Source organism: Paenibacillus maysiensis (assembly GCF_000520815.1).
Classification (GTDB): domain Bacteria; phylum Bacillota; class Bacilli; order Paenibacillales; family Paenibacillaceae; genus Paenibacillus; species Paenibacillus maysiensis.
The window spans coordinates 25,190-41,424 of the sequence record NZ_ASRY01000265.1 but is presented as its reverse complement, the minus strand read 5'-3'; the positions used below and the strand labels follow the sequence as shown (position 1 = coordinate 41,424).

Annotated in this window: 8 protein-coding genes; all 8 read left to right on the top strand. The window is 44.2% G+C overall.

Features of this window, described 5'->3' with window-relative positions; all coding sequences use genetic code 11:
* The first annotated feature begins 171 nt into the window (after positions 1–171).
* Positions 172–1,977, top strand: coding sequence for a cache domain-containing sensor histidine kinase (locus tag L696_RS0118015; protein ID WP_025684876.1), 1,806 nt, complete (start codon positions 172–174; stop codon positions 1,975–1,977).
* Positions 1,946–3,541, top strand: a complete 1,596-nt coding sequence (locus L696_RS0118010; RefSeq protein ID WP_025684875.1) for a response regulator — start codon at positions 1,946–1,948, stop codon at positions 3,539–3,541. Before L696_RS0118015 ends, L696_RS0118010 begins: the two co-directional genes overlap by 32 nt.
* 92 nt (positions 3,542–3,633) lie before the next feature.
* Complete coding sequence (locus tag L696_RS0118005; protein ID WP_025684874.1) at positions 3,634–4,956, top strand: ABC transporter substrate-binding protein; 1,323 nt, start codon at positions 3,634–3,636, stop codon at positions 4,954–4,956.
* 154 nt (positions 4,957–5,110) lie between these two features.
* Positions 5,111–9,325, top strand: a complete 4,215-nt coding sequence (locus tag L696_RS0118000) for an Ig domain-containing protein (protein ID WP_155985434.1) — start codon at positions 5,111–5,113, stop codon at positions 9,323–9,325.
* 267 nt (positions 9,326–9,592) lie between these two features.
* Positions 9,593–13,012 (top strand): COG1470 family protein, encoded by a 3,420-nt coding sequence (locus L696_RS0117995; protein WP_025684872.1) that lies wholly within the window; start codon positions 9,593–9,595, stop codon positions 13,010–13,012.
* Positions 13,013–13,057: 45 nt separating this feature from the next.
* Positions 13,058–14,650 (top strand): glycoside hydrolase family 43 protein, encoded by a 1,593-nt coding sequence (locus L696_RS0117990; protein WP_025684871.1) that lies wholly within the window; start codon positions 13,058–13,060, stop codon positions 14,648–14,650.
* A 145-nt stretch (positions 14,651–14,795) separates the two neighbouring features.
* The gene (locus L696_RS0117985; RefSeq protein WP_209440986.1) at positions 14,796–14,990 is read left to right on the top strand and encodes a helix-turn-helix domain-containing protein; all 195 of its coding nucleotides are present in this window, start codon (positions 14,796–14,798) and stop codon (positions 14,988–14,990) included.
* Positions 14,991–15,170: 180 nt separating this feature from the next.
* Positions 15,171–16,232, top strand: coding sequence for a dienelactone hydrolase family protein (locus tag L696_RS0117975; protein ID WP_025684869.1), 1,062 nt, complete (start codon positions 15,171–15,173; stop codon positions 16,230–16,232).
* Positions 16,233–16,235: the final 3 nt, after the last annotated feature.

Here is a 16,235-nt window from a genome sequence, read left to right as displayed (position 1 = left end):
GCAAGTCTCATGAAATGAAGGATTGACGTTTCTGTGGCTGACTGAAAGAAACGTTGTCTTGACAGTGCCTGCTTCGAAAAGCTTTTTTATTTATATGCCAAAATGCTATGATTAGGGAAAGGAAAGGAGTTCAAATATTGGGTTGGTCGTGGTCTGAACGGGGGAAAGCTCATGCGAAAACGAAGGGATTTTATACACAGTATTTTTTTTAAATTTTCGCTGGCCTTTCTAACTGTCGGCCTGATACCGCTGTTTGTTCTGGGAATGCTGGCTATTAACCAGTCCACTGAACAGGTCGAACGGCACACGGTCAATAAATTCGCCCAAACGATGCTTTTTGTTAGCAAGAACGTAGAGGATATTTTTAACGAATATAATGAAATATCCAAAACCATTTATGTCAGCTCAGACATGGTAAATTCCATGCAGCAGACAGCACCTGCCAAGCAGGATATGCACGATAACCTTTCGGTCAGGGCAAGTCTTATCGACAACTATCTCAAATCTACGCTATACACCAATCGGAATATCCAAAGTACTTTTTTCAGGCGAGCTTCGGATCGGCAATTGTTCAAACAAACCCGCAGTAGTCGGGTCTTTAATGAAAATGAGCCTTTCCCGCTTATCAGTTGGGATTATATTCTACAGACGCAGCCCAAGAAGATGGCTGTTTTTCCGCCTCATCTGGAGATGTATTATGGTTCTGATCGACAGGTACTCACCTTTGCACGTAATCTGATTGATACGTCTGGGAGGGCTGAGCAGGATCCCCAAGTGATGGGAACCCTTTATATGGATGTAAGTGTCGATGTGTTAGATAATCTGTTTCGACAGGTGGAACTGGGAGAACAAGACGAGGTGTATCTGGTCGATGGACGGGGCAATATTTTATACTCTAACCGAAGTGATCGACTGGGACAGCGTTTTGATGATTATGCGGTAAGACGAAGCGGAGAAATGCTCATTTTTACAGAGCCGGTACCTTTCGTTAATGGTAAGGTGGTTGGACTCATTTCCAAGTCAGGCATGTTTGCTCCGATACATCAGATTACCTTTAAGGTAGCTTTTACAGCGGGCATTTGTTTACTGGTATTGCTCCTCATTGGATTTTGGTTTTCACGCAGGTTTACGAACCCTATTGTTGAAATGATTCGTCATATGCAAAAGGTTGAATCTGGTAATTTAGAAACAAGCATGACTGTGGTTAGCCGGGATGAGATGGGTAGACTGGCCGAAGGCTTTAATGTGATGGTGACAAGGCTCAAGCTGTTCATCCAGAACGCCTACGTTGCTGAAATTAAACACAAGCAGGCGGAGCTAAATGCCCTCAAAAGTCAGATTCGTCCTCACTATCTATACAACACTCTTGAAGTGATTCGGATGAGTGCTGTTGCCAATGATGATGAGCAGGTTGCAGATATGATTCACGCATTATCAAACCAATTGAAATATGTCATTGACTACGGTGAGGAGTGGGTGACGGCACGGCGTGAGTTCGAGCATTTGAGACACTATTTTCATCTTATTGAAGTTCGGTTCGATTACCGGATTGAGCTGCGCATGGATATCAGGGATGAAGAGCTGCTGGACAGATTTATACTAAAAATGAGTGTACAGCCGCTGGTCGAAAACGCGGTGCAGCATGGAGTTCGTCCTAAGGGTGGCAAGGGAATCGTGATGGTCACTTTGGAAAGAACGGATGATGACGAACTGGTAATCACCATATACGATAACGGCATTGGCATGTCAGAGGAGAAATTAACTCGTCTTCGGGAGCATTTGGCGGACGGAAAGGGGTCAACTGGAAAAAGCATTGGCTTAAAAAATGTTCATGCACGGATTCGTACGGTCTGTGGGGACCACTATGGTGTGATGGTTCAGAGCAATCCGAATTTGGGTACATCGGTTACGATGGTATTCCCCTTGAAGAAGGAGGAGCAGGAAGATGAAAAACATTCGAGTATTAATAGCGGATGACGAGCCGATTATATTACGAGGATTAAAAAAGCTACTTCCTTGGGACCGGTTCGGTATAGAGTTTGTAGGAGAAGCCCACGATGGCAATGAGCTGCTGGAAAAGTACAATATTTTTCGTCCGGATCTCATTATTAGCGATATTTGTATGCCAGGTTGCTCTGGAATTGATTTCCTTAAGAAGATTTCTGTTCAAAAAACGGGTGTTAAAGTTGTCTTCATCAGTGCCTACCAAGAGTTTTCATATGCGCAGGATGCTGTAAAATACGGGGCACTGGATTATTTGTTAAAGCCAGTGGACAAAAATCAGTTGGAGCAGGTTATACAGCGCACGGCACTTCTGATCCGGGAGGAAGCCGAAGGTGCACGTCATCAGGAGATGCTGAATCAGTTGGAGAATCAGCAACGTTACCGTAACATTTCCGAGCTACTTGATCGGCTGACGGACGGTGATCAACAGGCAGCGGAGGAATTGGCTCCGCTTGGGGTAATGACAGACAGCAAATATATCACAGTATGCTTGGCCGAGCTGGATCGGCTATCGGAGGACAACGGTCGTTGGCAGGAGCAGGAGCGTAAGTTGGTGGATTTCGCCGTTACCAACATCATTCATGAAACCGTTACCAAATATGCTCAAAGCTTTGTTTTTCGCAAAGGAGATACCTATGGGATTTTTCTCCAACACGACCGAACTGAAGAGCCGCTTGCTGTTGCTCAACATGTTTATGAACAAGTCCGTTCCTGTTTAAAGCTTGAGCTGCGGGTGGGCATTGGTTTGCCGCAACCGACAATTACGAAAGCTGGAGTATCCCGTAAGCAGGCTGCCGAAGCATTAAAATCCAAATATTTTGATGCTCATAGTAATGTGCTTATATATCAGAAAGTAATATCTGATTGCAATGTCGAAGTACATTTGACGGAACTCCGTAAGCAGTTGGTGGCTGAAACAGCGACTTTATCAGCAGAGCGACTTCCTGCCTTGATGACTGAACTGTTGGACGCAGTCGAACATGCCCGTTTCAGCCCAAATACTGTTGTATCGTTCCTTTACGCCACTTATATGATGATACAACAGGAATTGAAAGGAGCGGGTTTGTCTTGCGATTCACCCGAACGTGATTCTCACCTCCTGTTTGACCGTTGGAACAGCTTTCCTTCCTATGCCCGCCTTCGACAGGAGATGGAACTGGTGATCGATCAGATCGTCAAACAGATTAAGGAAAAGAACGGTAGTAAGGAGCTGAGACAGCTCGTTCATGCCAAAGCATATATAGAAGAAAATTATATGGAAAATATCACCTTGGAGTCTATCGCAACGATTGTATTTATGAATCCTTATTATTTTAGCAGCTTTTTCAAAAAGCATACCGGGGAAAATTTCAAGCAATATGTCACACAGGTACGGATGAAACATGCTCTCCAGCTATTGATGCAGACCGATCTTTTGGTCTATGAAATTGCAGATCGAGTTGGATATAATAATGCCCGTCATTTTAGTGACATGTTCAAAAAAATATTTGGAAAATTGCCGCAGGAATATAAGCAGAGTGCCAGACAACTCTCTTGATACATCGCAAAGCGTAAAGTCCATCAGTCTGTGGTTGTCACAGACTATGACTTTGCAGATCGAACATTAGGCAGAAAAGGGGAGCGTATCCGATGAAGCATACTACCAACTTTGTTTTGTTAGTTTCTGCTCTAATCACGCTTATGCTTATCAACGGTTGCGCAGATACGACGGGTGTGAGTAACCAACTGAATGAGAATCAGAGGGAACAGCCTCTTTCCTTTACGGTGATGTATGCTGGCGGTGATAATTCACATAAGATGGGAATTTCCAGCATTATTGCTGATTTTGAACGCTCACATCCGAATATTATTATTGAAGAAATGAATGATACTTGGAGTGGTACATACGCAGAGCAACTTAAGTTAAAAGATGCGGTCGGAGAATTTCCTGATCTTGTAGAGGTTCGCGATACGCAAATGTTTGCAGATGCAGGTCTGATCGCGGAAATGCCCAGACAGCTGACGGATAAGTTCCCAAGCGTTCCTTTAATCAACGGGAAAATTTACAATACGCCGATGGCACTCCCTTTTCCTAATGGCATCATTTACAATAAAAAGATGTTCCATAAAGCGGGTATTCATCAAACTCCGAAAACGTGGGAGGCATTTTTGGAAGCATGTCAAAAATTAAAAAAGCATGGCATGGTTCCATTAGTGGTTGGGGGCAAAGATGGATGGCATATGTCCTTTTGGGTCAACAAGTTCCTGATCGACGATGTTTACATACATGATCCGAATTGGAATGCCAAGCGTAACCGTGGTGAAGTGAGCTGGACAGATCCCGGACCAACCCGAGCGATGAAAAAACTGGTACTGCTCTGGGAACAGAAAAATGTGTCACCAGGCTTTATTACAACTGCTGATAACCAGGTGACAACTGCACTCGTATCAGGAGAAGCGGCTATGCTATATTCTGGGCCGTGGATGTTTCGGCAATTGGCTATAGCCGATCCTGACTTCGAGTTTGGATTTTTCGCACTTCCTGATGAGCAGGGTCATGTGAACGTAGCCACACTTCCCCTTCCTAATGGCTGGTCTATGTCCACTCAATCTGCTCAAGATCCGGAAAAACGGAAAATTATAACTCAGTTCCTTCACTTTTTCTACAGTAATGAGGAATACCCAAAGTATTTGAATGCTGTCGGGGGAATCTCAGCAACGAATACGTCCATGGCATCGAATCATTCCGAGGCGATGCAAGAGGTGTTAAAGATTATGAAAGATCCTGATGTGGGCCAATCCCGTCAGATGAATATGTGGTGGGGAGAGAATGAGCTGCCACCACGCTTTAGGAATTGGTTCTATGATTTGACTCGGGAAATGGTAACTGGAAACATATCTGTCGAGGCAGCGATGAAGCAGGCGGATCAAAAATGGGATACAGAATTGCGGGCTGTAAAGCACCAACCTTGATATAAAAAAGATGCGGTTATTTCTAAAAAAAGTTCATATATCCATGTGAGTCCATATGATACATTAAATGTGAAAATGATGGGAGAGGAGTAATGAAGGAAGGGATCATCTTTTTTTGTTGAAAGCGTTATCAAATAAACGGGGAGGGATGTAAGTGAGGAAACGAAGAATGAGAAGAAAGGTTGTTGTTTTATCGGTAATCCTTTCGATGCTAATGACCATGGCGATACCCTACAGAAGTGAGGTATTCGCTCAAAATGATGCACAGAACAAGCTACTGAGTGAGGAAGTGATGGATACTGTATGGTTGGGTGATTCCCAGTCGGAGCAAATTCATGCTTTCAAGCATGAAAACTCGGTGGCTGGTATAGACACCAAGGCGGAGCCTGAATACAAAGGTACCGGCGGATTGCTGACTGGAGGAGGGATTGGCGATGGTCTTACATATCGTTATATCCGGCCTTCTGCTACAGAAATATCTGGTGGTTATGTACAATTCACTTTGGAAGCCGATCCATATTCACAAAACTATTTGACAATACAACTCAATGGTACGCAGCAGGATCGCGGAGATTTGTTTGTCAAAGGACCGGACGGCAGCACTTCAATTCTTAAGCCGGCGAATGGCACAGAAGTCCCCGAATTGGATAACGGATATCAGAAAGGCGCCCCTTTCTTGGGCAGGTACTATTACGCCACCTATATCATTCCTTCTGCTTTGGTTGATAACCGTACGGGTAAGGTAACCTTATCTGTTTCAAGCACAGGAGTATATGATGCCTATGGTAAAGGTGAGCAAACGAAACAGACGCAAAATAGCAAATTTCTATATTCAGCATCGACCCACACGGAGCCATACTTTGAACTCCATCGTGATATTCCTTACGGGCGTATTCCTGAAGGTCAACCAGCCAAGCCTAAAGCCTCGGCCACAGTGGTGACGGATTCTGTATACGATGTCGAAATATCGGGTGATGTGAAGGAAGCCGACCTCATCAGTCCAATCCAATCTCTTGAAGCAGTGGCTTCTTCCGCATCTGATTCCGTCACTACCTCAGCAAAATCTGATCTGGCAGTAACACCAGATACCACTCAGACAGTGAATAGTGTGACCTACGATGCCTATGGGCTGCTTTTGCATCAGACGCTTACGATATTGGATGAAGTGAAATCCTGGCAGCTATATGGTCCAACATATGAGAGGATCAAAACGCCCAACAATGCATTCCTCGAAGGAGCCATGGTAACTAGATTAAGTAAAAACGAGCCTGTGCATCCTGAATATTCAAAGGAGCAATGGGCCAAAGCTTATACAAGTCGAGCGATTAATTATCAGAATTGGAGTCCGATGATTGGTGTTGAAATATTTGCGAACGCTTACATGAATGAATGGTCCGGGGCTGACTATCATAGTGATGAAATGCTGGACCGTATTTTCAAACTAATGGATTTTTACACCCGCGCGCAAGACAGCATTGGTGGCTGGTGTGTTCCAACATCGGGTTCTATCGCTTATCAGTGGATTGGAGCGGATTTGAATGGAACTGGCATACGCGGTAAAGGAGAAAAGAAGCCACTACTGCGTAATGGCACAGATGGTATGATGTCCGGCTTTATTCGTGTGTACAATTACATCATGAACGGAAGCAATGAGCAGGCCAAGGAGCGTTTGAATGAGTATCTGGACGAAACGATTGACAATAATATGACCGGACAAAAATCAGTTACCCGTCGTATGGCTTATATTGAGATGTTCGGCAAACTGAATATCTATTATATGGATACAAATAGTGAACAGGATTTTTATGATCCGGCCAGCCGCGCAGGTACAGTAAATCAGGATAATGGGTTTTCCTACGCCACGAACCGAGCGATTACCCTACTGATCCAGTCGATGGAACGAAGTAAAGTAGATCAATCCTCCATTATGCTGACCGACAAATATAAGGCCTTTATTCCTCCAAACGATGACCGTGATTATGATATGATCAAGTATAAGTTTCAAGAAATGGTGGACGGTGAAAAATGGTTTTCCAGCGATAACAATCAGGTTTTAGAGGCAGGGGCCAGCCATGGCGGCTTTGCCGGAGATTATGGCTCACTCATGCTGACCTGGCTGGATACGTACGCTGAGTTAACAGAAGGAGACGACAAGGTCCACAATCTGATCACGAACGCGGCCTTGGGGGCGGTGAAATCGTTCGACTATTATTTAAATGATGCAGTCGCAGCGGATGGAACCATTCAGTTGGTCAATGAAAATGTGGCCTCTTCTCGCAAAAATACGTATGGGTTGTTTACACAATATCAAATATTGCCGTATTTGGCGCTGAAAGTAGGAAGTGAAGGTGCGATCCGTCGAGGGATTCGCTACGTTGAGGATAACCGGGTATTTGCATATGATGCTATTCAAGATAATTTGAAAACCAATACACCCCATGTATACACCCAGTTGGTCGAGCTACAGCAGACTATGAAAAGTTTCAATGCTTTCGCCGAACTGGCTCGCCAGCAGCGCTCAGGACAGAACGGTTATTATTTCCCAATGGAAAAGCAACATTCTGATTTCGCGTTTGCAGATATCGATTCTCAAGCTGTTGTGTTCAAGAACAAAGGGGAGCGGGGATATGTAACTTTTAACTGGAGACGTGAGAATTGGAAGTATAACGATTTTACAAGAATCCATTTAACGACCGATAAGGTGGACCGTATAGCGAACGTCAAAGCTACCCATCAGGGGGACATGTACGTATACGAGGATGATACAGCGAATTATCGGCATGACGGCGTTTTAGGGAAAAAATACAGACATATCCGTTATGACGGTCTGAATCAGGTCAGATACGGTAATTATCTGATTGGCATGAATATGTCATCCGATGATCCGGCTGTTGGACAAAAAGGAAAAGTCTACGAATTGGAAACCCATGGTGTAACAAAGGCCCGTGATTTAATGACAGGCAAGGAATACCGTGTTGCTTCAGGTGAAACTCTCCATATCAAGGTGGAGCCACGCCAAACGGTGGTTTTGGAGATACTCAAGGAAAGTTCCAAGCTTGCAACCGCAAAAGCTGTTTATAAAGCGGGCGACAATATCATCCGAATTGACCGTACCCTTGTAAAAGCGGGTGATTCTTTTACTGCAACAGCCCCCATGCTTGAAGGCTATGAGCTGACGGATGAGAAAACCAAAAAAATTAAGATATCTACCAAATCCAATAAAAATATCATCATATTCCATTACAAAGCGAATGAAGCACCTATATTCAATCCACCTGTGAAGGAAGCTAAATCCGGGTGGCAGGTTGCCAATCTGGGTGGAGCCTCCGGGGAGGCACAGCTGGACCAGGACGGAAATCCAACAGCTATTTCCACAAAAGGCGTCGCTAGTAAGCATAACGGCGTGACCTATTTGTACCGCAAAATCATTGGAGACGGAAGTGTAACAATGAAGGTCGATGGCTTTGACCGTATAGCCAATCCTGAAACGTATGCTTCCGTTATGATGATGCCACGGTTGAATTATGACGATGTGAACGTCCAATTCAGGTTGTTTTCCAATGGGGACGGAGTCCTTTTAACTCACCGCAGCAAAGAAGATGAGACGCAGAAGGGCTCTTGGACGCTGGATCAGAATTTCAAAGCTGCACCTTTGTTTATCCGTCTGGAGCGAAAAAGAGATACTTTCTATACTTCCTATTCAAAGGACGGGAAGAATTGGACCTATGCTACCAAATCGTCTTACACCGTAGCGATGGGCAAAGAGATATATGCCGGAATTGCTCTGACTTGCCTCGATGACGATAATAACACCAACCGCGTACGTGTTTCCAATGTCGATCTTGATGGTCAGTCCGTGCTGACCGATCAAAAAACAGGGATGCCACTCCAGCTCGATACGCTGGCAAAGGACCTGGAACAGGATCCAATTTCCTACCGTATCTACGGTTTACCGGAAGGAGCCTCGCTAGATGAAGCAACCCGCCAGATCACCTGGACGCCCGCTATGCCGGGTAGTTATGCTTTTACCGTCACAGCGACGGATCCATTCCATCGAATTCCAGTCGAAAATTTTATAAGTGTCGAGGTTAACCCGGCAGTAGGAGAACCCTATAAGCCGCCACAAATTAATTTGATGGATCAAAGCGTCAAAGTGGGAGATGAAGTTAGTTTTAACCTGCGTGCTGCTGACATAAATCCGACAATAGTCGATACCAATCTGGATGAAAAAAGCGGCTATGAGGTCAAAGACGGACGCTTTACCTGGAGTCCGAAAGCAGAACAAGAGGGAGTTTATTATATTGCTTTCAAATATACACTCCCTGATGGAATTGTGACGAAGGTAGTAAAAATATCCGTCAATTCATAAACAGCTAATAATGGCTACATTGACAAACAGGTCGCTTAGAGCGGCTTGTTTGTCTTTACGTGCTTAAAGTCATGATTTAAATCGAATGGCTTCTTTCAATATAGCAAATCATGATTTCTAAAAAAGATTTTTTCGAATCTGTTATACCTTAAATTTACCGCAGATGATCATTAAATAAGTTCATTTTCCAAGGGAATGTTGAATGTTAAGCTGAACATATAATTACTTTTTTGTTATGCATTTTGAGATTTAAGGGAGTGTGAAACATTGAAAACTAAAGTGAACCTATTGAATGATTGGAGTGTAAGTGGAAAAAAGAGCACGAATGGTTACAATTTGCTGGAACCACTACTCTTAACATATCGTGCACCGGAGAATGCAAGAGGGTGGTATCCTATTGGTTTTGAGAGGGGCCACGATTCTGCTCTAGATGCTATGGGGTGGTATGGTCTTAAATTAAGCATATCTACAAATATGGAGCCCACCGAAATTATGATAAAGGCTCATTTTGCAGACGAACGATCTGTCAAAACAACAATCCGCCTGGCAGGCACTAGAATTCATGAATTAAGAATCAAGTTGTCTGATTTTGAGATTGAGTCAGCCAAGGCGAACATATGGAGATTCTTGCAGAGTTTTGAACTGCATGGAAACGCCGAATTAATATCAGCTGAGTTAGTGAGAGGAGAGAAAATTTCAGTACAATCAGATATTCGCGGGAAGTCTGGCAATACAGGCGACATGATTGCCTACACGCTGAACGTATATAATTGTACAGATTACACACAATTGGTCAATGTAAGTCAAACTTTTGAAGGTTGGGAGTCTTTGATTGCTGAAATTACTCCACATGATTTTGTACTTCATGCGGATGCCGAACAAGAGGTTACTATCTCTCTCACTCTCCATGAAAACATAGTACCGGGTGGACATGAGAATACAATTGTGCGTTTTACGGCCAATGGGGACAGCGGAAGTGCTGTCGAAGTTGAATTGAAGACATTAAAAAGATTACCACATCCTTATATTTATCATAATGAGCAAAAGTGGGGTGAAACACGAGCCAAGATCGATAATTATCCAAAGTTCAAACCTGGTTTTGATAAAATAATTGCAGATGCAGAAGCATGGGAAGTAAAGCCGCCTGTACCAGTAGATGAAAGGGATTATTGCTATGATACAGCTGAAGAACATGGCATTATGTCCGCCGCATATGCATTTGCTCTTACCAAGGACATAAAGTATGCAGAAAAAGTGGCCGCGTTTTTACGTTTTTTTATAGATGAAGAAACAGGCTATCCTAAGAAGAAAAAGGGATGTAGCCAAAGTTATGTGCAAGAAGGCCATTTTTTTCAGCATTTAGCTATTCCATATGACATCATTCATGATAGCGGAGTTCTTACTCCAGCAGAACATCGACAAGTCGAAAAAACATTCCGAATCTATATGGATATTCTAGATCATCACATACAGAGTGGCCATATTTCCAATTGGTTGCTGTCTGAAATCTTGGGAGCTATGTATTGTGCGCTCTCACTTGAGGATATTGAACGAACGCTCCGGTTCGCTTTTGGTCCAGGAGGTTTGATTGAACAACTGCGTTACGGTGTATTTAATGACGGCTGGTGGCATGAATGTTCTGTAGGATACAACATATGGGTTTCCTCCATATTCATGCATACTGCTCATGCCTTGCTTCCATTTGGGATTAATATTCTACATACACATTTCCCAGTGCCCTTTAATGACGAGGTTCACAGTACCTATAAAGGTGAGGATTTTGAATTTAGATTTGGAATGTGTAACAAAAAATGGGGCGGTAACCATAAAAGCTACGTGCGAATTAAGGATTTATTCGATGCAGCTCTTCCATTTTTGGATCACCGTGGTGTTATCTTTGGTATTAGCGACTCCGATGAGAAAAAATTGGATGGAGTCCATTTTGGCTCTACTTTCGATTTGGCTTACTCCTACTATAAGAATCCTGAATATATCCCTGTCATCCATCACAACCCAATTGCTGACCCCATATTCGGACACGCTGAATTACCTGAATATACATCGCAGCTAACAGGCCAAAATGCATACGCTGACAATATAGGGATTGCCATGTTAAGGAGCCAAACGGACCATAGAAAACCTGAGGAGCAAATTCAGGCGGTCATCCGCTATGGATCACACGGGTATGCCCATGGGCATTATGACCGGACAAATCTGCTTTCCGTGATGCGTTATGGTCGCAGCTTCTATAATCCTGAACATGTTTGGTGGGGATACGGACATTTTATGTATAAGTTCTATGTGCAAACTTCAATTACAAAGAATATGGTTACGGTGGATGAAAAAATGCAGGTGCCGAGCGACTCCAGGCGATTATTGTTTTACAGCGGGCAGGCACTACAAGCAGTTGCTATAGAGACTGCCTCTCAATGGGCTTATCCTCCCTATGGGGGCATGGTTTATGATGATGATGAAACGTTGGCCCAGAGAACGGAATACAACGCCAGTTCCCTGCCGGAAATTCCAAACCCGCCTGCCTACGGAGCACTTACTGAATTTACAGAGCCGATTATTCAAAAAAGGGTAATGGCAGTTACTGATGATTATATTGTGTTATTTGACTTTCTAAAGAGTGAACAAGAACACCAGTACGACAGCCTGTTACAAATCAAAGGTTTCAAAGGTTTAGAAGCGGATTACTCCGAATATATCAAGCACACGAGTCAATATACTGAAAATCCCCTGTCAGACGGACAATTTGTGACGGATTGCCATTGGTATAATGTCAGTGGAACTAGCAAGGCGAGTTTTGAAACTATATTCGGTGAAGGAGAAGATTTACGCGGAACACGAACATTCTATAATACACCAGGGCTGTTAAAAATGGATGTTTATACCGCATGGCCACAAAAAACGGTACAAATATTGGGTCGGACAGCAGAATTTCATGGATATAACATTCCGCTTATCTACCAAGTTGAAACAGATGGGGAGATCAAGGCAGAAGGCATGTTCGGAGCCTGGATTTTGGGCGAGGGAAAATGTGATTTGGATATTACGAATGTCCACCAGCTTCGTTTGCGAGTGAGAAATCTACCCGTTTACAATGAGCAGCAGTATCCAGAACAGACCAAGCAGGGCCTTTTCTGGGGGGAGGCTTACCTTACCTTAGCCAATGGCACACATGTGAACTTAAGTGAATTAGATCTTGTTTATGAAAATGTGGACCACGGATTTGGAATTGGTAAGGATTATGAGGGGGGCCGAGTTACGATCGTAGGCATCGAGTATCCATATGCCATCCCTGCAAGTCCGATCAATCACGATTTAGACGGAATAATAACACTTGATCTAACAGGTTTAAATGCTGTGCACTTCACGGGCCTAGTGGGTGCAGATGCCTTTCCGGGGGATGAATCACAAAGACGCAAAACCTATGCCGTCAGAACGACAGGCAAAACGGCCAGATACATCACGATTATTGAACCCCATGAGTCAGCTAGCATGATTGATATGGTAAATGGCTTAGATGCAGATACTGTTGAGATTATTCTGAAAGACGGCAGAACACAAATCATCAATGTCAATTCTATCGAAGATATGAACATAACCGTTGATTTAGCAGAATACCGGGACGGCAATCTTGTCCGAAAAGAAACTGCATCGGGTGCAAAGCACAGCCAATAGAGTGAAGGGTTAAATTACAACTATTTCATATCGATGGAGGTTATCATGCAACAGTTCATTCACAACCCTGTTTTAACCGGCTTTCATCCCGATCCTTCTTTTTTAAGAGTAGGGGATGACTATTATATTGCGACGTCCACCTTTGAATGGTTTCCGGGTGTGGAAATTCATCACTCTAGAGATTTGATACATTGGCGATTGTTAAGCAGGGTATTAACTCAGTCTTCACAAGTCGATTTACGTGGAAATCCTGCCTCTGGGTCTATCTGGGCACCCGCTTTATCTTATGCTGAGGGTACGTATTATTTGATCTTTACAGATGTAAAATCACGCAGTAGCATTCATAAGGATTTGCATAACTATATCATCACGGCAAAGGATATTAATGGTCCTTGGACTCCCCCAACCAGATTAAATGGAAGTGGATTTGATCCATTTCTGTTCCATGATGATGACGGAAGAAAGTGGCTGTTGAACATGAGATGGGATTTCAGGAAGAATCGTACTCATTTTTCTGGAATCATTATGCAGGAGTATAATCCTGACGCAAGGAGATTGACGGGCCCAATCCATGAAATTTATAAGGGAACTACTGTTGGAGTGACAGAGGGGCCACAACTTTATAAACGGGGAGAATATTATTATCTGCTTACTGCAGAAGGGGGTACAGGGACAAATCATATGGTGACTCTGGCCCGATCTAGAACATTAGAAGGACCTTATGAGACAGATCCTCACTATCCTATGATGACAACAGCTCACGATGTTAATTATGTTTTTCAACAGGCAGGTCATGGTTCATTGGTTGAAACCCAAACCGGGGAGTGGTATATGGCTCACCTCTGTACCCGTCCCATTCCCGGTACACGTACTGACAATCCGCTCGGACGAGAGACAGCTATTCAGCGTTGTGAATGGACGGATGATGGTTGGCTCCAGCTAGCGCATGGAGGAAAACTTCCCGCTGTTGAAGTTAAGGCACCCGTGCTAGCTCCTTGCTCGTTTCCACCATTGATAGAGCGGGATGAGTTTGATGCAAGTCAACTGAATATTATTTATCAAAGTTTACGGGTTCCTTTTGATTCATCCTGGGTTTCCTTGGACGAGAGAAAAGGATATTTACGTTTGACAGGAAGAGAGTCATTATCGTCACTTCATGATCAAAGCCTGATTGCACGTTCGGTCCAACATTTTTGTTTCTCAGCTTCTACTTGTGTAGAATTTGAGCCCGATAACTATATGCAAATGGCCGGGCTGGTATGTTATTACGATGACAAAGACTACTATTATTTACGGATAAGTCACGATGAAATCAGAGGTGTTTGTGTCGGAGTAGTGTGTTCAAGACAAGGCGTATACGATGAGATTTCTTCCATGGAGATTTCTTCAAATACATGGGAACGTTACTTTTTAAAAGTTGAAGTATCTTATAGAGACCTTGTTTTCTATGCTTCTCCTGATGGGAACAATTGGACTGCTGTAACTACACCGCTTAACTTTGGAACACTTTCTGATGAATACGGGGGTAAACTGGGGTTTACTGGAGCTTATGTAGGGATATGTGCCCAAGATTTGGATACAAGATCTAAAAAAGCATATTTTGATTTTTTTGAATATAAATCAAATACTGGATGCTAGAGTAAATATGAAACCTACGAAGGCACTCCTAACTGTAACGAGAAAAACTGGGAGGTCCTAAAGTTTGGGGAGAAGGCGCTACAGGTTTCGTCCCTGCTTATAATGGTCAATGGTTAAAGGCAGTGGGATACAATGCGCCACAGGCATGTATTTTAACGATTATCTGGTCGGCTACCGAATGGAGAAGGCAACGGAGCTACTCCTCGCGGGTGCTGACAAGGTTACGAAAATCGGGAAAACGGTTGGTAAACCGAATACATCTTATTTCAGTTCGCTGTTCAAGAAAACATTCGGTGTGACGCCCAAGGAGTATTGGAGAAATACGCTGAAGCACGGATGAGCATAGCTTGTAAATGGATAACAAATGGGAGAGGTGCAGCCGGTTGTGCTATCCCTGGAGAAATACGGCTGGGAGACAATGGATGTCTGCGTGGAGCCGGAGATAAGGGTGCTGCAACCTCGGGCCTCCGAGGAAATCAGGCCTGTCATCAGGAACTGGTGCATGAAGGGGAGTTTTTGAATGGATCGGAGGCAGAAGACAGTGGACTGGACCACAGATGCATGGCTGAAGCAGTTATATGAGGAACAGGATTTGCGAAGAAAAAGAGAGAGACAACAGGTGCATTGCACTCCGGCTGATCGTCAGTTGCAGCTGCGTACCACGTTGAAGCAAGCCTTAGGCGCATTCCCTGACAGAGACCATCCACTTGATCCTGTCGTGCTGGCTCGGGTAGATTATGGTGATTTTATACTCGAACGAATCGCCTATACGACGATGGAGGCGGTGCATGTACCCGTGATTGTGCTTGTTCCGAAGGTGGGAAATGGCCTTTGGCCTGCCGTTCTTGCTTGTCATGGTCATGGGAACGGATATCTTGATGCGGTCGGTTTGGAGCCTGATGGTACTGAATTGGCTGACCCGGGAATCCACAATCGATTCGCCGTGCAATTGGTACGGAAGGGAATGCTTGTTGTGGTTCCAGAGATCATGGGCTTCGGCGTCCGGCGAATGGCGGAGGAATTGAAATCGGCACCTAATTACAGTTCATGTGGCACGCTATCCTCTCAGCTGCTGATGTACGGCAGGACGCTGGCGGGCATGAGAGTGTATGAAGCAATACGTGCCATGGACTATATCTTCGGACGTGACGATGTGGACGCGAAGCGGGTTGGCACCTTTGGATTCTCGGGAGGAAGTCTGGTCGCTGCATATGCTTCTGCGCTCGATGAACGCGTTAAGGCTACAGTATTGTGCGGCTGGACGAATACGTTCCAGGGCAGCATTCTAGCGATGCATCACTGCATCGATAACTACCTGCCGGGCATTTTGCTGGATGCAGAGCAGCCGGAGTTAACTGGGATCATAGCCCCGCGTGCGCTCTTCGTGGAGTCGGGAGAACAGGACCCGATCTTTCCAGTCAAGCAAGTGCGGCAGGCTGTAACGTTTCTGGAATATACTTACAGAATGTGGGGAGCCAAAGATAATTTCGACTACCACATTCATTCCGGCTCACACGAGATATCTGGAGAAAAGTCGATACCATGGCTGTATGGCCAACTGACACATTTTCCAGATGTTTGAGGC